This window comes from Streptomyces sp. NPDC029159 (assembly GCF_055564055.1).
Genome location: NZ_JBVHWT010000001.1, coordinates 206,039 through 224,680, shown reverse-complemented (window position 1 = coordinate 224,680; position 18,642 = coordinate 206,039). Strand labels below are relative to the sequence as shown.

The 18,642-nt window shown below is 69.8% G+C and carries 18 protein-coding genes and 1 tRNA gene; 13 read left to right on the top strand and 6 right to left on the bottom strand.

Features of this window, described 5'->3' with window-relative positions:
* The first annotated feature begins 84 nt into the window (after positions 1-84).
* The 13 genes from ACZ4U4_RS00985 to ACZ4U4_RS00925 all read left to right on the top strand — a co-directional run bounded on the left by ACZ4U4_RS00985 (position 85) and on the right by ACZ4U4_RS00925 (position 13,896).
* On the top strand, positions 85-1,326 hold the full coding sequence (locus ACZ4U4_RS00985) for a DNA polymerase III subunit delta' (RefSeq protein ID WP_467868028.1): 1,242 nt from the start codon (positions 85-87) through the stop codon (positions 1,324-1,326).
* A gap of 442 nt (positions 1,327-1,768) precedes the next feature.
* Positions 1,769-3,364 (top strand): alpha/beta hydrolase, encoded by a 1,596-nt coding sequence (locus ACZ4U4_RS00980; protein WP_467868026.1) that lies wholly within the window; start codon positions 1,769-1,771, stop codon positions 3,362-3,364.
* Positions 3,365-3,444: 80 nt separating this feature from the next.
* Positions 3,445-3,518 (top strand) — tRNA-Thr (locus tag ACZ4U4_RS00975).
* A gap of 355 nt (positions 3,519-3,873) precedes the next feature.
* Positions 3,874-4,614, top strand: a complete 741-nt coding sequence (locus ACZ4U4_RS00970) for a thioesterase II family protein (protein ID WP_467868024.1) — start codon at positions 3,874-3,876, stop codon at positions 4,612-4,614.
* Between the two features lie 111 nt (positions 4,615-4,725).
* Complete coding sequence (locus ACZ4U4_RS00965) at positions 4,726-6,129, top strand: cation:proton antiporter (protein ID WP_467868022.1); 1,404 nt, start codon at positions 4,726-4,728, stop codon at positions 6,127-6,129.
* 24 nt (positions 6,130-6,153) lie between these two features.
* Complete coding sequence (locus ACZ4U4_RS00960) at positions 6,154-6,810, top strand: 4'-phosphopantetheinyl transferase family protein (protein ID WP_467868020.1); 657 nt, start codon at positions 6,154-6,156, stop codon at positions 6,808-6,810.
* 57 nt (positions 6,811-6,867) lie between these two features.
* The gene (locus ACZ4U4_RS00955; RefSeq protein WP_467868018.1) at positions 6,868-7,212 is read left to right on the top strand and encodes an ArsR/SmtB family transcription factor; all 345 of its coding nucleotides are present in this window, start codon (positions 6,868-6,870) and stop codon (positions 7,210-7,212) included.
* Positions 7,213-7,235: 23 nt separating this feature from the next.
* Positions 7,236-7,469 (top strand): hypothetical protein, encoded by a 234-nt coding sequence (locus ACZ4U4_RS00950; protein WP_467868016.1) that lies wholly within the window; start codon positions 7,236-7,238, stop codon positions 7,467-7,469.
* The gene (locus tag ACZ4U4_RS00945; protein WP_467868014.1) at positions 7,466-8,251 is read left to right on the top strand and encodes a sensor domain-containing protein; all 786 of its coding nucleotides are present in this window, start codon (positions 7,466-7,468) and stop codon (positions 8,249-8,251) included. Before ACZ4U4_RS00950 ends, ACZ4U4_RS00945 begins: the two co-directional genes overlap by 4 nt.
* Positions 8,223-9,020 (top strand): ABC transporter ATP-binding protein, encoded by a 798-nt coding sequence (locus ACZ4U4_RS00940; RefSeq protein ID WP_467868012.1) that lies wholly within the window; start codon positions 8,223-8,225, stop codon positions 9,018-9,020. Before ACZ4U4_RS00945 ends, ACZ4U4_RS00940 begins: the two co-directional genes overlap by 29 nt.
* Positions 9,017-11,560 (top strand): FtsX-like permease family protein, encoded by a 2,544-nt coding sequence (locus ACZ4U4_RS00935; RefSeq protein ID WP_467868010.1) that lies wholly within the window; start codon positions 9,017-9,019, stop codon positions 11,558-11,560. Before ACZ4U4_RS00940 ends, ACZ4U4_RS00935 begins: the two co-directional genes overlap by 4 nt.
* A 193-nt stretch (positions 11,561-11,753) precedes the next feature.
* On the top strand, positions 11,754-13,262 hold the full coding sequence (locus ACZ4U4_RS00930) for a tryptophan halogenase family protein (RefSeq protein WP_467868008.1): 1,509 nt from the start codon (positions 11,754-11,756) through the stop codon (positions 13,260-13,262).
* Between the two features lie 73 nt (positions 13,263-13,335).
* On the top strand, positions 13,336-13,896 hold the full coding sequence (locus ACZ4U4_RS00925) for a flavin reductase family protein (protein ID WP_467868006.1): 561 nt from the start codon (positions 13,336-13,338) through the stop codon (positions 13,894-13,896).
* A 144-nt stretch (positions 13,897-14,040) separates the two neighbouring features.
* Here ACZ4U4_RS00925 and ACZ4U4_RS00920 read toward each other — a convergent pair whose 3' ends face one another.
* The 6 genes from ACZ4U4_RS00920 to ACZ4U4_RS00895 all read right to left on the bottom strand — a co-directional run bounded on the left by ACZ4U4_RS00920 (position 14,041) and on the right by ACZ4U4_RS00895 (position 18,639).
* Complete coding sequence (locus tag ACZ4U4_RS00920) at positions 14,041-14,622, bottom strand: ArsR/SmtB family transcription factor (protein WP_467868004.1); 582 nt, start codon at positions 14,620-14,622, stop codon at positions 14,041-14,043.
* A gap of 341 nt (positions 14,623-14,963) precedes the next feature.
* Positions 14,964-15,899 (bottom strand): ATP-binding cassette domain-containing protein, encoded by a 936-nt coding sequence (locus ACZ4U4_RS00915; RefSeq protein WP_467868002.1) that lies wholly within the window; start codon positions 15,897-15,899, stop codon positions 14,964-14,966.
* 28 nt (positions 15,900-15,927) lie between these two features.
* Positions 15,928-16,146, bottom strand: a complete 219-nt coding sequence (locus tag ACZ4U4_RS00910) for an MbtH family protein (protein ID WP_467868914.1) — start codon at positions 16,144-16,146, stop codon at positions 15,928-15,930.
* A 131-nt stretch (positions 16,147-16,277) separates the two neighbouring features.
* Positions 16,278-16,529: an acyl carrier protein gene (locus ACZ4U4_RS00905; RefSeq protein WP_467867999.1), complete on the bottom strand. Its 252-nt coding sequence runs from the start codon at positions 16,527-16,529 to the stop codon at positions 16,278-16,280.
* Positions 16,529-17,425 carry a 3-hydroxyacyl-CoA dehydrogenase family protein gene (locus ACZ4U4_RS00900; RefSeq protein ID WP_467867997.1) on the bottom strand — a complete coding sequence of 299 codons (897 nt, stop codon included), beginning with the start codon at positions 17,423-17,425 and terminating at the stop codon, positions 16,529-16,531. The genes ACZ4U4_RS00905 and ACZ4U4_RS00900 overlap by 1 nt, the downstream gene beginning before the upstream one ends.
* The gene (locus ACZ4U4_RS00895; RefSeq protein WP_467867995.1) at positions 17,422-18,639 is read right to left on the bottom strand and encodes a class-II aminoacyl-tRNA synthetase family protein; all 1,218 of its coding nucleotides are present in this window, start codon (positions 18,637-18,639) and stop codon (positions 17,422-17,424) included. The genes ACZ4U4_RS00900 and ACZ4U4_RS00895 overlap by 4 nt, the downstream gene beginning before the upstream one ends.
* Positions 18,640-18,642: the final 3 nt, after the last annotated feature.

Here is an 18,642-nt window from a genome sequence, read left to right as displayed (position 1 = left end):
CGGCACGCTCGCGCACGACCAGCAGGGACGGAGGCCGCGACCGGCGGCCCCGGGCACGGAGCGGGAGAGGGACGGCGGTCAGCGATGGCGGTATGGGACGACGTGGTCGGCCAGGAGCGGGTGACGCAGGAACTCGCCGCGGCCGCACGGGACGCGGACGCCCTCGTCTCCGCCGACCGGGCCCCCGAAGCCGCCGCGCCCGGTGAGCCGGAGCCCGGGGTGCCCGGCGGCGCCTCCCGGATGACGCACGCCTGGCTCTTCACCGGCCCGCCCGGCTCGGGCCGCTCCACCGCGGCCCGCGCCTTCGCCGCCGCCCTCCAGTGCGTCTCCCCGGACCGCGCCCTCGGCGGCGCCCCCGGCTGCGGTTTCTGCGACGGCTGCCACACCACCCTCGTCGGCACCCACGCCGACGTCGAGATCGTCCGTACGGACCTGCTCTCCATCGGTGTGAAGGAGACCCGCGACCTGGTGCGCCGGGCCTCGCTCTCCCCGGCGGGCGGCCGCTGGCAGGTGATCGTCCTGGAGGACGCCGACCGCCTCACCGAAGGCGCCGGAAACGTCCTGCTCAAGGCCGTCGAGGAGCCCGCACCCCGCACCGTCTGGCTGCTCTGTGCCCCCTCCATCGAGGACGTCCTGCCGACCATCCGCTCCCGCTGCCGCCACCTCTCGCTCCGCACGCCGCCGGTCGACGCGGTCGCCGACGTCCTGGTGCGCCGCGACGGCATCGAGCCGGCGGCCGCCGCGGCCGCCGCCCGCGCCACCCAGGGCCACATCGGCCGCGCCCGCCGCCTCGCCACCGACGAGCGGGCCCGCGCCCGCCGGGCCGCGGTCCTCAAGCTCCCGCTGCGCATCGACGACATCGGCGGCTGCCTCAAGGCCGCCCAGGAGCTGATCGACGCGGCGGGGGAGGACGCCAAGCAGGTCGCGGAGGAGGTCGACACCAAGGAGACCGAGGAGCTGCGGGCCGCCCTCGGCGCCGCCGCGGGCACCGGCGGCCGCCTGCCGCGCGGCACCGCGGGGGTGATGAAGGAGCTCCAGGACCGCCAGAAGCGCCGCTCCACCCGCACCCAGCGCGACAGCCTCGACCTCGCCCTGGTCGACCTCACCGGCTTCTACCGCGACGTCCTCACCCTCCAGCTCGGCGCCCCCGTCCCGCTCGCCAACGACGAGGTCCGCGACAGCCTCGACCGCATCGCCCGCGCCTCGACGCCGGTCCGCACCCTGCGCCGGATAGAGGCGATCATCGCGTGCCGCGAGGCGCTGGACCGCAATGTCGCGCCGCTGCTGGCCGTCGAGGCGATGACGGCGGCGCTGCGGGCGGGGTGACGGACGGGGCGATTTCCGGCCGGGCTCCCGGGCGGCCCCGGCCCGTGCGGCTCGTGGGCCGGCGCGCCTCGGAGCGGCCGTACGCGCGTCCGGCGCGGCCCGCCCACGAGGCGCAGCCACCCCTGTGACCTGCGGCATCACCCCGCTCCCGGCCCCCGAACCACCCGGGCACCACACCGCCCGGACCCGGCGCGTGCGGGCCCGCATCCCGCAGCCGCGGGGACGACCGCCACGTCCACCCCACCCCACGTACAGCACACACAGCCCTCACCCCGCTACCCTCCGTTCATAAGATTTCGGGCACCGCACCCAAACCCCGCACCGGCCACCGACCCCGGCACCACCCCCGGCCACCGACCCGGCGGGGCGGCGGCCGGTACCCGCACCGCCAGCACTCCGTACGCCGTACGCCCACAGGACCCACAGGGACAAGGGACCGCCCATGGCCACCAGCCGTCTGTTCCGTATCTCCGCCGCCTTCTTCGCGGCCACCGCGCTGCTGATCTCCGGCTGTTCCTCGGGACCGTCGTCCACCCCCGCCGCGGCCGGCCCGGGGCGGGGTGAGGACGCCGACGCCTCCGGGGCCGGCGGCACCCCGAAGTCCGTCCTCGCCCCGCTGCCCACCGCCGTCCCCGCCGACCTGCGGCCGTACTACGACCAGAAGCTCAGCTGGCACGCGTGCGGTGTCAGCGGCTTCGAGTGCGCCACGATGAAGGCGCCGCTGGATTACGAACGGCCCGGCGAGGGCGGCGACCTCAAGCTCGCCGTCGCCCGGAAGAAGGCCACCGGCCCCGGGAAGCGCATCGGCTCCCTGATGGTCAACCCCGGCGGCCCGGGCGGCTCGGCGATCGACTACCTCCAGCAGTACGCCCCGGAGCCCGCCGCCGTCCGCGCCCGGTACGACATGGTGGCGATGGACCCGCGCGGTGTGGCCCGCAGCGCACCGGTGGAATGCCTCACCGACAAGGAGATGGACCGCTTCACCCGGACCGACCAGACCCCCGACGACGCCGCCGAGGTCACCGAACTCGCCAACGCCTACCGGAACTTCGCCAAGGGCTGCGAGTCCCGCTCCGGCAAGCTCCTGCCGCATGTCTCCACCGTCGAGGCGGCCCGCGACATGGACGTGCTGCGCGCCGTCCTCGGCGACCGGAAGCTGTACTACGTCGGCGCCTCGTACGGCACCTTCCTCGGCTCGACGTACGCCGGGCTGTACCCCTCCCATGTCGGCCGGGTGGTGCTGGACGGCGCGATGGACCCCTCGCTCGGCCCCCGCCAGGTCAACATCGAGCAGACCGCCGGTTTCAACACCGCCTTCACCGCCTTCGCCGCGGACTGCGTCAAGCGCCGCGACTGCCCGCTCGGCACCAAGAGCGCCGAGGACGCCGGAAAGCGGCTCTCCGCCCTGTTCAAGAAGCTCGACGCGCATCCGCTGGAGACCGGCGGGGACCGCCGCCTCACCGAATCGCTCGCCACGACCGGCGTGATCGCCGCGATGTACGACGAGAAGGCGTGGCCCGTCCTGCGCGAGTACCTGGCCCAGGCCGAGAAGGGCGACGGCCGCGGCCTGCTGACCCTCTCCGACAGCTACTACGAGCGCGACCCCGACGGCCACTACGGCAACCAGATGTACGCCAACCCCGCCGTGAACTGCCTCGACCTGCCCCCCGCGTACACCTCGCCCGACCAGGTCCGCGCCGACCTGCCGCGCTTCCGCAAGGCGTCCCCGGTCTTCGGCGACGAGTTCGCCTGGGCCTCCCTGAACTGCGCGTACTGGCCGGTCAAGCCCACCGGCGCCCCCGAACGCATCGAGGCCAAGGGCGCCGCCCCCATCGTCGTCGTCGGCACCACCCGCGACCCCGCCACCCCGTACACCTGGGCCAAGGGCCTCGCCGCCCAGCTCTCCAGCGCCACCCTGCTGACCTACGAGGGCGACGGCCACACCGCCTACGGCCGCGGCAGCACCTGCATCGACAAGGCCGTCAACACCTACCTCCTCGACGGCACCGTCCCCCCGAAGAACAAACGCTGCACCTGACCCCGCCCCCACCCCCTGACCAGCCCGTCAACCGAGTACGAACCACCCCTCCGGCATGTGTAGACTGGGCCGCGCACCACGCCGCCTTAGCTCAGTCGGCCAGAGCGACGCACTCGTAATGCGTAGGTCAAGGGTTCGATTCCCTTAGGCGGCTCAGAGAGAAAACCCCAGGTCACATACCTTGTGGCCTGGGGTTTTCTCGTGCTGCTGGAGGCGAAAATGTCGCGCCCAGGTCAGGTGCCGAACAGTCTTTGACGCCGGCCTCGTCGACGCTGTGCACAGGGTGGCCTCATCTGTGGAACTCGGGGCCGGCCTTCGCCTCTTCGGCCACTCTCAACAGCACGCTCAGGCCCGATGAGGGCGCGCCGGAGCGGGGTCGCTTCTCCGGCCGGGACGGTCCGAGCGGTATCCGTTGTCAGCCTGTTGTCAGCGGCCGCCTGCTGCAATGGGGCGGTGTCCGTGGAGGAGCCGAAAGATGTGTTCGGCCGGTGGCGAGCAGGAGGCTCTTGATGTCCTGGCTGGAATGCAACGAGCGTCGGCCGTTCGCCCCGGTGCGGCTGATCTGCTTTCCCCATGCCGGAGGGTCGCCGCACCTCTTCCGGAACTGGTGCAAGGGACTGCCCGAGTTCGAGGTACACGCGGTCTGCTACCCGGGCCGGGCAGACCGGTTCGGCGAGCCGATGGCCACCGATCTGGTGGTCCTGGCGGGCGAGATCGCCGACGCCGTCAGGCCGCTGGCAGACCGGCCCATCGCTCTGTTCGGGCACAGCATGGGCGCGGTGGTGGCGTACGAGACGGCCAGGGCGCTGGAGGCCGACGGGATCAAGCTGTCGCATCTGTTCGTTTCGGGAGCCCGTGCGGGCCATCTCGTCCGGCGGGACGCCCGTGCCGCCGGGATGACCGACGAGGCCGCCATCGAGACGCTGGTGCAGCTCGGCGGCACCGACGCCGAGCTCCTGGCGCACCCCATGTTCCAGGAGCTGATTCTGCCGTACATCAAGGCTGATTTTCAGATGCTGGGTAGCTATGAACACCGTGCGGGAGCGCTGCTCGACTGCCCGGTCACGGCGGTGGCCGGGACCGACGATCCCCGTGCGAAGGCGGAGCATGTGTCGGAGTGGGCGAGGACGACCTCGGGGGCGTTCCGGCAGCGGATGGTGCCGGGCGGGCATTTCTACCTGACCGACTCGCCGCCGTACGCACTCGTTCGCGAAGCATGCGCCGAGGGGGATGCCACCAGGGACCGCTAGGGCCGACCTGGGGCCGAGAGTTCCGGCATCCAGTGCTCACCAGGACCAGGACCACGGGGGATGCGTATGCGGGCCAGAGGTGGACAGCGGATTGCTGCGATCTTGATATCCGTGGTGCCGCTGGCGGTGATCGTCTGGGCCGCGGTGACGGTCTTCACGGCGCGCACGCCGGACGGGCAGGCGGCGCACGCGTCGCATGGCCTCGACAAGAGCGGCCACCTGTTCCTGGGGGTGGCGGCCATACTCCTCGCCGCCTTCCTGGGCGGCTGGCTGGCCGACCGGCTGGGGCAGCCGAGGGTGATCGGGGAGATCTGCGCGGGCATTGCCCTGGGGCCGACGGTGCTGGGCCGTTTCGCACCGGAGGCGAAGGACTGGCTCTTTCCTTCGGGCGTCTTGCCGATGCTGGACGGACTGGCCCAGGTCGGTCTTGTCTTCTTCATGTTCGGGGTGGGACGGGAACTGACCGGAATGACCCTGCGCGGTGTCGGCTCCCAGGTGCTGTTGGTGAGCCAGGCATCCCTGCTGGTGCCGTTCGCGGCCGGCAGTGGGGCCGCCGTGTTCCTCGTCGGGGACTTCGCGGGGCCGGCGGACAACCCGGCCGCCTTCGTCCTCTTCGTGGGGTGTGCGCTCAGCGTGACCGCGCTGCCCGTGCTGGCCCGCGTGCTGAGCGACCTCGGGCTCACCCGTACGCGCCAGGGGCAGTTGAGTCTCGTCGCCGCCGCGGTGGGGGACGGCGCGGTGTGGCTGGTGCTCACCGGGATCCTGGCGGCGGTGCAGGGGAGCAGCCCGACAGGGGTGTTGTGGAACGGCCTGCTCGCGGCTGTGCTCACGGGTGTCTTCCTGGGGCCGCTGCGCAGGACGCTGGCCCGCTGGGCCCGGTCTCGACCGGACTCCGCCGAAGGCGCCGGGGCTGACGCCACCGTCATGGTGGTGCTGGCCGCCGGTGTCGCCGCGACATCCGTTCTGACCACGGTGGTGGGGGTGCACCAGCTGATCGGGGCGCTGCTGGTCGGGCTCGCATGGCCGAACGGCAGCGCCCGCGCGGCTCGGGTCGCGGACCGGCTGTCGGGCACGTCCAAGGCCGTTCTGCTGCCGTTCTTCTTCTTCGGGTTCGGACTGAACATCGATCTCGGGGCGTTGCGCCTCGACCGCTCTTCGGTGCTGTGCCTGACCACTCTGCTCGTGCTGGGGGTCGTCACCAAGGTGTGCGGTCCCACGCTGAGCGCGGTCCTCACCGGCATGCGCCCGCGCTCGGCCCTCATGCTCGGGGTGCTGCTGAACGCGCGCGGCCTGACCGAGCTCGTGATCATCCAGATCGGTTACCAGTCCGGCATCATCGACCAGCGGCTGCTCAGCATCCTCACCATCGTCGCGCTGGTCACGACGGCCCTGACCCGGCCGTTGCTGCGGCTGCTCGGCCCGGACGCCGTCGAGCAACTGCCCCGGCCGGGTGAGCACGGGCGGGGAGGCACGGTCGAGCAGGGCGAGTCCGGGGCGCCTTTGCTGCCTCGGTAGCGCCTGCGCTGTGAGGCCGTCCGCATGATCGACGACATACTTCCCGCTGCCGTTGTGGGAGCCGATTGTTTCGGTGACCCGCCGGGCGCCCGGCTCCTCTCCGCGGAGGAAGCGGCCCTGGGGGAGGTCGGCGCGCCGCGCCGACGGGAGTACACGACGGTGCGGCACTGTGCGCGCCGGGCCATCCGCAGGCTGGGACTCACCCCGGGCCCCCTGCTACCGGGCGCGCGCGGAGCTCCGCAGTGGCCCGACGGTGTGGCCGGCAGCATGACGCACTGCGCCGGCTACCGGGCTGCGGCCGTCGCGTACTGCTCCGACGTGCGCGGAGTGGGCATCGATGCAGAGCCCCATGCGCCTCTGCCGGCGGGGGTCTTGGAGTTCATCGCCCTGCCGGAGGAAGCCACGCGCGTGGCCCTGCTCTCCCGTCTCCACCCCGGCTTGTGCTGGGACCGGCTGCTGTTCTGCACCAAGGAGGCCGTCTACAAGGCGTGGTTCCCCCTGACGCACACCTGGCTGGGGTTCGACGGAGCACTGATCTCCCCCGCACCCGATGGCACCTTCCACGCCCGCATCCTGGCCGACTCGGCGCAAGGGGCCTGTGTGCCACCGGAGTTCCACGGGACGTGGCTGGTCCGGAACGGCCTGGTGCTGGTCTGCGCGCTCTGCCCGGCAGGCGATTGACACGCCTCCTGCCACCTGTAATATCTGTCTAACACATGCAGTCCGGTGCGCTGGGAGGTGGAAGCGTTGACCAGCGAGGAGCTTCTGGTCCTCCTCTCCGCTGTGGGGCACGCCCAGCGGATGCGGGCCATCGCGAGCCTTGCCGACGGCCGTATGTACGTCAGTGAACTGGCCCGGCAGCTGGGCATGTCACGCCCCCTGCTCTACATGCATTTGGAGCGCTTGGAGAAGGCCGGCCTGGTGGTCGGCCACCTGGAGCTCTCCGATGACGGCAAGGCCCTGAAGTACTTCGAACTGGTGCCGTTCGATCTGCACCTCGACGTGCAGACGATCGTGAACGCCGTGCGCGCCGACGAGGAGCAGAAACGGGCCGCGAAGAGGGCCGTCGATGAGGAAGGTTAGACATTTATGGAGGGGACCCAGACATGACCGGCGCCATCGTCGCCATCGCCATCGTCTTGATCATCGTGGGAGGTATCACGGCGGCGGTGGTCTCGCACTTCAGACTGCAGCGCCATCGCGCCGACGCAGTGGCCATGGCCTCCTACCGCAAGCTCGCCGAAGAGGCGGTACAGCGGCAGGAGTCCCTCCAGGCCGAACTGGCCGATCTGAAGGCACATGTCAGCTCCATCGACGACATGCTGCGGAGGATCGAGTGATCCGGCCGGTGCCGGGGCGCCTGCGCACATCGGCCTCCCCGGTCGGCCTTGCGTTATCGCCCGTACCCTGGATCGCCGCAGGCTACCTCGCGAGCTATCTCCTGGTCGGCAGCGCCTTCTTCGTTGTTGCCACGGCCGCTGTCGTGGCCGGTGCGGTGTTGAGCCAGTTCACGGTGACCCTGCCACTGATCATCGGTTCGGTGTGGGTGATCAGGGGCTGCGCCCAGGTCGAGCGCGGCCGTGCCGCACTCGTCGACCGGCCGATTCCCTACCGGTACGTCGAGGTCACCGAGCCCGGGCTGCTCGCGCGTCTCAGGATCCGCTACAGCGATCCGGCGGTCGCCCGCGACTGCGCCTATCTCATCCTTCTCTTTCCCCCTCTGCTGTTGCTGGACCTGTTCGCGCTGGCCGCCTGGCTGGTGACGCTCGCCTGCATCACCTTGCCCCTGTGGTACCAGGCCGTGCACATCTCCGGTGGCGTCGTGGGCGAGCACGGTCTGCTGAGCTGGGTCCTCACTCTGCCGGGGGTGCTGCTTCTCGCGGGCGTGGCGCTCGTCCTGCTTCCCTTCGCAGCCCGGCTCCTTGTGGCTGCGGCACGGCTGCACCTGACCGTTGCCCAGTCGGTACTCCGTCCGGCCGCCGACCCGCTCGCCGAGATCGAGGCCGTGCTCGAGCGTCCTGGTCCGCTTTCCGCCGTGCCGAGCGATGGTCGTGCCGGCGTATCCACAGAATCGAATGAGAACAGGGAAGACCATGAACCGAACACCGGCCGCGCCGGCTGACACCGTCGTCCATCTGGACTCCGTGTACATGACCTATGGCTCCGGCAAGAACAAGGTTTCCGCACTCGACGGTGTGAGCGTCGGCCTGCAGCGGGGCACTTTCACCGCGGTGATGGGCCCTTCCGGATCCGGCAAGAGCACCTTTCTCCACTGCGCCGCAGGGCTGGACCGGCCCACGTCCGGCTCAGTCCAACTGGACGGCGTGGAACTGTCCCGGCTCAAGGAACGGGAGCTGACAAAGCTCCGACGCGAGCGCATCGGCTTCGTCTTCCAGGCGTTCAACCTGATGCCTGCGCTGAACGTACGGGACAACGTCACCCTGCCCTTACGCCTGGCGGGACGCCGCCCCAAGGCCGCCGAGGTGGACGAGGTCATCGAACGGGTCGGACTCGCCTCACGGCAGAAGCACCGGCCCGGGGAGCTCTCCGGAGGCCAACAACAACGCGTGGCCATCGCCCGTGCCCTGGTCACCCGGCCCGCTGTGCTCTTCGGAGACGAACCGACCGGTGCCCTGGACACCCGCACCGCCCGTGAGGTTCTCGGGCTGCTCCGCGAGGCTGTCCAGTGGGCCGGGCAGACCATTGTGATGGTCACCCACGACCCGGTGGCCGCCGCCCACGCCGACCGCACCCTCTTCCTGGCCGACGGCAGGATCGTCGACGCCCTGGAACGCCCGACCGCAGACATGGTTGCCGAGCGGATGACCCATCTCGGTGCCTGGGCCGATGAGCAGTCGGCAGACGATGGCCGGTACGGGGCGACCCGGTGATCGGCCTCGCACTGCGCTCCCTGAAGTTCCACAAGGGGGGCTTCATCGCCTCGTTCATCGCCCTGTTCTTCGGCGCCGCCATCGTCATCGCATGCGGCGGACTGCTGGAGACCGGCACCCGCGAACTCGCCCAGCCGCAAAGGCTCCAGGCCGCGCCGATCGTCGTCACGGGGGACCAGAGGTATCCCGATTCCAACAAGGTCTTCAGGGAACGCGTAAGGCTGGATGCCTCCGCCGTGTCCAAGGCAGCAGCCGTGCCGGGAGTCCGGGCAGCCGTGCCGGACGTCTCCCTCCCGGCCGTAGTGGTTCCCGAGGGTGGGAAGGGCGGCGTCACCGTCACCGGTCACGGTTGGGGCTCCGCCCGGCTCGGGCCGTACCACCTGACGCAGGGCGCCGCACCGCGCGTCGCCGGCCAGGTCGCGCTTGACACCCGGCTCGCCGCGCAGGTCGGGGCGGAGCCGGGGGACCGAGTAACGCTCGGCCTGCACGGCACCGTGGCCACGTACCGGGTGACGGGGCTGGTGACCGGCCCGGGAGCGGCCGGTACGTTGTTCCTCTCCGACACCGATGCCGCGCGCCATGCCCCACAGCGGAACAAGGTCGACTCCGTCGGCGTCCTGCTCCGTCCCGGCGCCGACCCGGACCGGGTGCGGACCGCCCTCGCCGACACGCTGTCGGACCGCTCCGTCTCGGTGCTGACCGGCGATGAGCGTGGCCGGGCCGAATTCCCCGACGTGGTCACCAAGGGGAAGAACCTGGTGTCCATGTCGGCCGTGTTCGGCGGGCTGTCAGTGATGGTCACCGTGTTCGTCGTGTCCAGCACGCTCGGCCTCTCGTTGCAGCAGCGACAGCGTCAGATGGCGCTGCTGCGCGCGGTCGGCTCCACTCCCGGCCAGGTCCGGCGGATGGTCCTGGCCGAGACGTTCAGCGTCGCCGTCGTCGCCACCGCGCTGGCCTGCATACCGGGACCGCACCTCGGACAGTGGCTGCTGGGCCGGTTCGTGGACGCCGATGTGGTGCCCGACGTGATGCTGTACAAGACCGGTTGGATCCCGCTGGTCGCGGGCGCCGGGGCGGCGCTGCTGACCGCGCTCGGGGCGGCCTGGATCGCCGCGCGTGCCGCCGCCCGCACCCGCCCGACCGAGGCACTGGCCGAAGCGGCGCTCCAGCGCCGTCGGCTCAATTGGGTCCGGGTGCTGTTCGCCCTGCTCTGTCTGGCAGGCGGAACCACCCTCGCATTCGTCACGATGAACGTCGACGGCGGCAAGGCGGGCAGTACGGCCACACCGGCAGCGATGCTGTGGGCCGCCGGCTTCGGTCTGCTGGGCCCCACTTTGACGAGTCTGATGACGGCCCTGCTGCGCTGGCCGCTGCGCGCGGTGACGGGATTCGCCGGTCAGCTCGCCATCCTCAACTCCAGGGCACGGGCGGCCCGGCTGGCCGGGGCGGTGATGCCGGTCATGCTCGCCACCGGCCTGGCCACTGCACTGATCTACCTGCAGACCACCCAGAACCAGGGGGCGCAGCAGGCGTTCGAGGACAACCTCAGGGCCGATCTGGTGCTTGCCACGGCAGCCGGTGGGATGCCTGCGTCGCTGGTGGACGGCGTCGCCGAGAAGCCCGGGGTCGCAGCAGCCTCCGCCTACGTACCGAGTTCCGGCTTCCTGGAGCCGTCCCGGGCAGAGCTGGACGCCTACAACGGCAAGGGTAAGCGCCCCAAGGGAACCACCGTGCAGATCACCGGCGTTAGCGCGCGAGGCATCGAACGCACCACAGCAGTACGTGTGTTGAGCGGCAGCCTGAGCGCTCTCGACGGTGACGCCGTGGCCTTGCCCGAGTCCGCCGCGGGTGGCCACCGCATCGGCGACCGGATTCCGATGCGTATGGGCGACGGAACCAAGGTCGAGCCTCGTCTGGTGGCGAAGGTCGGCGACCGGCGCGGATACGGTGCGGCGCTGATGCCGGCCCCCGTGGTCGCCGCGCACACCACCGACGGCGTGGTGCCGCAGATCCTGGTGGCGGCGGCCCCCGGTACCGACCCCGCGCGGCTGGCCGCCGAGCTCACCGGTCCTGGCGCGCAGCTGCCCGGGGTGCACGCGGTCGACCGGGCACAGCTGGTCACTGCCTCGGCGGAGCAGAACGACACGCAGACCTGGGTGGCGTACCTTCTGGTCGCCATGGTGGTCGGGTACGCCGTCATCGCCCTGCTGAACTCGCTGGTCATGGCCACCGGTGAGCGGCGCAGGGAGTTCACCCTGCAACGCCTTGTCGGGGCCACCCGGGGACAGGTGATGCGCATGGTGACGGTGGAGGCGCTGCTGACCGCACTCGCCGGCATCGCCCTCGGCCTGCTGGTCGCGGCGGCGACGCTCGTTCCGCTCAGTCGGGCCGTGCTCGACCGGACCATGCCCGCAGGGCCGCTGTCGATCCTCCTGATCGTCGTGGTCTCCGCGCTCGTCCTGACTGTCGGTACGACGACATTGACCGCCAGGGCGGCGCTGCGCACCCGGCCTTCGGCGGCCATCGGCAGCCGCGAATGAGCTGATCGTCCACCGGCACACCGGTACCACCTGCTTATTTCGCCCACCACTTAATGACGTGGTGGGCGAAGTATTGCCAACCCTACGCTCGCTCTTATGGCGTTGAAGCCCATCGGAATTCATCTCGTCGCAGAATGGGAGCTTCTTGATGCTGAATAGAGTCGTGATCGTGGGGGGTGGCACGGCGGGTTGGATGACCGCGTCGTACCTCAAGGCGGCTTTCGGGGACCGGATCGACCTCACCCTCGTGGAGTCCGGGAAGGTCGGCACCATCGGCGTCGGTGAAGCCACTTTCAGCGACATCCGTCACTTCTTCGAGTTCCTCGGACTCAAGGAGTCGGATTGGATGCCGGCATGCAATGCCACCTACAAGCTCGCGGTCCGTTTCGAGAACTGGCGCAAGCCCGGACACCACTTCTACCACCCGTTCGAGCAGATGCGGTCGGTCGACGGATTCCCGTTGACCGACTGGTGGCTCAAGAACGGCCGCACGGACCGCTTCGACGTCGACTGCTTCGTGATGGCCAACATCTGTGACGCCGAACGCAGCCCGCGTCACCTCAACGGTGCCATGCTGACGCAGCCGTACGACGAGCATGCCGAAGAGCCCAAGGGCCTGACGATGTCGGAGCACCAGGGCAAGACCCAGTTCCCGTACGCCTATCACTTCGAGGCGGCACTGCTGGCGGAGTACCTCGCCGACTACACGGTGGAACGCGGCGCGACGCGCATCATCGACGACGTCAAGGACGTCAAGCTCGACGAACGCGGCTGGATCAGCAGCGTGGTGACCGCCGAGCACGGCGAGCTGACCGGCGACCTGTTCATCGACTGCACGGGCTTCCGCGGAGTGCTGCTCAACAAGGCGCTGCAGGAGCCCTTCATCTCCTACCAGAACACCCTGCCCAACGACAGCGCGGTGGCGCTGCAGGTACCGCAGGACATGCAGGCGCGGGGCATCCGGCCCTGCACCACGGCCACCGCTCAGGACGCCGGCTGGATCTGGACCATCCCGCTCTACGGCCGCATCGGCACCGGGTACGTCTACGCGAGCGACTATCTGTCCGCCGACGAGGCCGAGCGCACCCTGCGCGACTTCGTGGGGCCGGCTGCGGCCGACGCCGAGGCGAACCACATCAAGATGCGGATCGGCCGCAGTAACCGTTCCTGGGTCAACAACTGTGTGGGCATCGGCCTGACCAGCGGTTTCGTGGAGCCACTGGAGTCGACCGGCATCTTCTTCATCCATCACGCGGCCGAGCAGCTGGTCAAGAACTTCCCGGGGCCGGACTGGAGCCCGGTGCAGCGCGACAGTTACAACAGCGCCACCGCGCACGTGATGGACGGTGTGCGCGAGTTCCTGGCCCTGCACTACGCCGCAGCGGCGCGCAACGACACGCAGTACTGGAAGGACGCCAAGACCCGGGAGCTGCCCGACGGACTGGCCGAGCGCATCGAGCACTGGAAGCACCAACTGCCGGACAGCGAGTCCGTATTCCCCTACTACCACGGGCTGCCGCCCTACTCCTACATGTGCGTCCTGCTCGGCATGGGCGGCATCGAGATCAAACCGTCCCCGGCGCTCGCGCTCAGCGACGACACCGCGGCACAGCAGGCGTTCCAGGCGATCAACGATCAGGCCACCTCGCTGATCTCCCACCTGCCCACGCAGCACGAGTACTTCACACACATGCGCCGCTGACCGAGCCCACAGGCGCCGCGGCGGCCCATCGGTCGCCGCGGCGCCGCGCACATCGTCCAGGGAGCGTCCATCCGTGACCGAAGGCATCAGACTCAACGCACCCCCGAGCGCCTCGCACCCGGAGGCCGTCGCAGAGGGCCAGCGCGCCATGATGAGCGGCTTCCCGACCGGTGTCGCCGTTCTCACCACCGTCGGCCACGACGGAACACCTCGCGGGATGACCATCTCGTCCGTGTGCAGCGTCTCGCTCACCCCACCCGTCCTCCTGGTCTGTCTGCGCATCGGCAGCCCGACATTGGACGCCGTTCTGGACACCGGGCGGTTCGCGGTGAACCTGTTGCACGGCGCTTCCCGGCCGGTCGCCGAACTCTTCGCATCCGGCGCTCCCGACCGCTTCGACCGCGTGCGCTGGGAGTACGACGCAGCTGACCCGTACGTGGCCGGCCCCCATCTCGTCGACGACGCGCATGCCATCGCGGACTGCCGGACGAGTGAGGAACACCGCAGCGGGGACCACCTTGTGGTCTTCGGCAGCGTCCTGCGGGTCACCCCGTTCGCGGACCGCCAGCCGCTCGTCTACGCCAAGCGTGAGTACCGGGTGTGGCCGCTGGGCCGGGCCGCCGCAGGCCGATGAGCCCGTCCGCCACGCGCGGGGGCGACGGCGGCGGGGCCCCGCTGCCTCGGACGCGCCGAAGCGAGAACGCCGGCTGGGGGCTCCGTCTCCGCCGGTCGTCGCCGCCTCGTCCGGGCGGAGCGTCCGGCACCGCCGGATCGGCCCTCACACGGGTTCCGGGCGCAGCGCCGGGATCGGGGCGGCTCCCTGGCTTTCCAGCAGGGCCATCCCGAGCCGGGTCACCGAGTGCAGCACCGTGTTGCGTACCCGATGGGTGGTGATCAGACCGGATTCACGCAGTACGGCGGTGTGCTGGCTCGCGCAGGCCGCGGAGACACCGAGGCGGTCGGCGAGCTGGGTGGTGGTACGCGCAGCCCGCAGTTCACGCAAGGCCGCCGCACGGGTCTGACCCACCAAGGCGCCGAGGGACCGGGAGGGGAGGGCCGTGTCGTCCCACAGCACAGCGGACTGTTCCGCATTCGGCGGCGCGGAGAAGACCAGCACGGCTTGGCCGCGCAGACGGTCGCCGGGGAAGAGGCGGGCGGAGCCGTGGGCGAGGAACACCGAGGGGCTGAGCACCAGACCGGTACCGTCGAGGCGGACATCTGCGTCGGGTCCGTCGTGCAGCTCCAGGGTCTGGCCGTCCCACACGGCTCTGCGTCCCAGCCCGGCGAGCAGTTGCTCGATACCGCCGGCCATCATCATCCGTGCCCGGGCGTCCCACTCGGCCTCGTAATAGGACAACATGCGGGTCCAGTAGGGAGCCACGGCGGCCCGCCAGAAATCGGCGGGAGGTACCGCGGAGACCCCATCGGGTCCGTGCTTTGCGCGCAGCCTTGTATAGACCTGGCGTCTCCATCGCGCATATGGCCGACCGGCCCCTCGGGCGAATAAATCCCGGGCCAATTCGGTTTCTGCTTCTGGTCCGGCGGTCGGTTGCAGCCGGATACGTGCGAGATCTGCCACCGTGAAATGAATGCGTTGCACGAATGCCCCCGTGTCATGAATGAAACGCAGTCGTGAGTTCTCCCCGACGAGCCGGCCGATCGGGAAGTGATTCTCGTGGGCGGCCGTATGCGGCCGATCGTTCAGCTTCCGGTGAGCGAGGCAAAGGCGTCGTCGAGTGTCGGCCGGCGGACTGCGAAGTCCGCGACCGGCACCCCGGCCTCTTCGAGAGCTGCCGCAGCAGCGGCAATCTGCCCCATTCCCTTGGCCAGCGGCAGGGTGATGACACCCTCCTCCCACTCCACGGTGGGGCTGTCGCCGAGGGCACCACCACTCAGGGCCCGCAGGGCCGCTGCGACCACGTCCCGGCCCACCAGCCGGATCTCCAGTCTGTCCGGCCCGACGGCCCGCTTCAGCTCGTCGGGAGTTCCCTCGGCGACGACGCGTCCGGAGTCGACGACGGCGACGCGATCGGCGAGGAAGTCCGCCTCTTCCAGATACTGAGTGGTCAGCAGGACGGTCACACCGTCCCGCACCAGATCGCGTACGGCCCCCCACAACGTCATCCGGCTCACCGGGTCGAGTCCGGTGGTCGGTTCGTCGAGGAAGAGCACCGGGGGCGCCGCGACCAGGCAGGCGGCCAGATCGAGCCGGCGCCTCATCCCGCCGGAGTACGTACGCACCGGCCGGTCCGCGGCGCCGGTGAGATCGAACTGGTCGAGCAACTGCTCGGTTCGGCGCCGCGCACCGCGGCGGCCGAGGTGCAGTAGCGCACCGATGAGCGAGAGGTTCTCACGCCCGGTCAGCAGCGCGTCGACAGCGGCATACTGACCGGCCAGGCCGATCCGGCGGCGGACCTCCACCGATTGCCGGACGACATCGAAACCGGACACTTCGGCATGCCCGCCGTCTGGTTCCAGGAGAGTGCTGAGCACCCTAACGGTGGTGGTCTTGCCGGCCCCGTTGGGCCCGAGCAGTCCGAGGACGGTGCCCGTCGCGACACAGAGGTCGACGCCTCTCAGGGCCTGGTGATCCTTGAAGCGTTTCTGCAGGCCCTCGGCCCGAATCGCGTTCTCCACGTGCACTCGCCCCCGTCCGCAGGCCCGGTCAGGCGCCGAGTTCGGCTGCAGACTCGCGCAGGCTGTTGGGCCGCATGTCGGTCCAGTGCTCCTCCACATGGGCCAACGCGGCCTCCCGGGTGCTCTCGCCCAGCGATACCGTCCACCCGTCGGGCACCGCGGCGAAGGCGGGCCACAGGCTGTATTGACCTTCGTCGTTGACAAGGGTCAGGAACGTGCCGTCCTGGTCGTCGAAGGGGTTCGTCACGTCACGCTCTCCAGATCTGAGGAATCCGAGGATGTCCGAGGCCATCCGGGAGACACCCGCAGCGGGCCCCGATACGTACATCGTGTCGGGGCCCGCTGACAGGGCACTGACCGTGTTCTGAAACAGGTACGTCACGCGGGAGCGGCTGCCCGGCGGGACTCCACGAATCGCACGACATGGTTCACCGTGCGGAAGTTGTCGATGTCGAGGTCGGTGGGGTGCACCGCGATGCCGAAGGTCCGCTCGACCCACATCACGAGCTGCACGGCGAACAGCGAGCTGACACTGCCCGTGGCGAAGATGTCTTGATCATCGCTCAGCGCGGTGTCCCGGACATGCTCTCCGATGAAGCTGCGGACAGTCCCTGCTATGTCGTTCGTCATCAGGCCCCTGCCTTGTCCCCGGTGTTGACCGGCTCGTACGAATAGAAACCGTGACCGCTCTTGCGGCCGAGTCGGCCGGCGGCGACGAGCTTGCGCAGCAACGGCGCCGGTCCGAACTTGGGGTCGTTGAAGTTGTCCAGAAGGACCTCCAGCGAGTACATGACGGTGTCCAGGCCGATCAGGTCCGCCGTCTCCAGCGGGCCCATCTGATGGCCGAGGCACTGCCGGAAGAGCCGGTCGATGTCACCGGCCTGGGCGACGTTGTCCTGGAGCAGGAGGATCGCCTCATTGATGCTGAGCATCGCGACACGGTTGGTGACGAAGCCCGAGGAGTCCTCGACCACCACGATGTCCTGCCCGATGCTGCGGAACAGCCCCCGCGTGATCTCCAGCGTCTCGGGCGAGGTGTGGAAGCCCCGGATCACCTCGACGAGCTTCTTCAGCGGTACCGGGTTCATCAGGTGGGTGCCGACCACACGCTCGGGACGGCCGGTGACCGAAGCCAGCCGGGTGATGGGGATGGCAGAGGTGTTCACACCGAAGACGCAGTGTTCCGGTGCCACCGCGTCCATCTCGCGGTACAACCGCTCTTTGATGTCCCAGTTCTCCGTCACGTTCTCCACGACGAAGTCGGCATCGGCCAGTCCGTCGAGTTCCGTGCTGAACTCGATCCGGGAGAGCACGTCCTCGGGTGTGCTCTTGCGGAGGTCGCGATCGAGCATCGCGTACAACCGGGCGTTCTCGCCGATCAGTTCGCGGGCCCTGGCCAGGGTGGCGTCCGTGGTGTCCACGAGCACCACCGAAAGTCCGGCCGCCGCGAAGGCGTGGGCACCACCAATGCCCATGGTGCCGGCGCCCAGGACGGCAACGCGCCGGATCTGGCTGGTGTCAGTCATCGCATTCCCTTGCCGGGTTGAGGTGAGGTGCGGCACCGCTCGGCGAGCGGGGCCGGCCAGTCGGCGACGTTCCAGCCGTACTGGCAGAGCACGGCGTAGGCGAACCGTTCCAGGCCGAACCCGACGCAGGCGGAGTGCACCGTGCCGCCGTCAGGTCCCTTGATGCCGAACGCGTCGCCGAAGTGCTTCTCGTGCAGGTTGAACGAGCCGACCGAGATGCTGTCCCCGGGGCCGATGTCCAGATGCAGCTCGTGTTTGAGTTCCAGCAGCCGTTGTGAGGAGACCTGGGCCGCGGTCGCTGCGCCGGCGAAGAACGGATCGCTCGCCACCTCGCAACGGCCGGCCAGATCGAGCTGCTCGACCAGCTCGACGGCGCGCTGACGGAACCGGTCGCGCGCGTCACGGACGAACTCGGCCGTTCCCAGGAAGACGGTCTCCCGGATGGTGAAGTCGGACAGCCGCTCAAGGGTCCGGTGGTAGCGGGACTCGTGCCGGAAGGAGCCGCCCTTGGCGGTCACGACGGTGTCGGCGTCGGGGAGAGTGGCCCCGGCGAACTGGTCGAAGGTGTGGTAGCACATCGTGGGCGGCAGACATCGGTCCACCGGTGCGCAGCGTCCGAGCACCCGGTCCCCGATGGTGTCGCGTGCACCGGCTTCCTCGGCGAACGCCCGGTAGGTATCGATTTCTCCTTCGAGCCGGGCCGCGAACATCATGTGCTGCGGAAAGGAGGAGAGGTACCCGCTCCGGTGCAGTGCGCTGATCGGCAGGAGCGTCGGATAGCGGTATTCGAGGGCCCGGAACTCGTCGTGGATGATGTCCCGGAGGAGTTCGTCGAGCGCGTCGAGCGCCGCCAGTGCCGGCGTGCCGAGCGCCACCTGCCCGGGTCCGATCTCGTGCACGACGCCGTCCGCCACCAGTCCGGCGAAGGTGTCGGTGCGCGGACCGCGGTCCGTGGTGGAACGCCACAGCACCTTGGGCGGTGTGGGAAGTTGCGGGCGTACCTCGGTGTCGACCAGGTGCCGTAGCTTCTTGCCCAGGGCCTCCGCGTCGACCGGCTGTTCCGTGAACACCTCCACGGCGCCGACCGCCTCGTCGTCATCCGACACGAGCCGGAACCCGGTGATGGCCTCGGAGAGATAGTGGACACGCCGGTTCAGTTCGTCGCGGTGAGCTCCCGACACCGGTTCGTCGAGAGCGAGTCGATAAGAATGCATGTC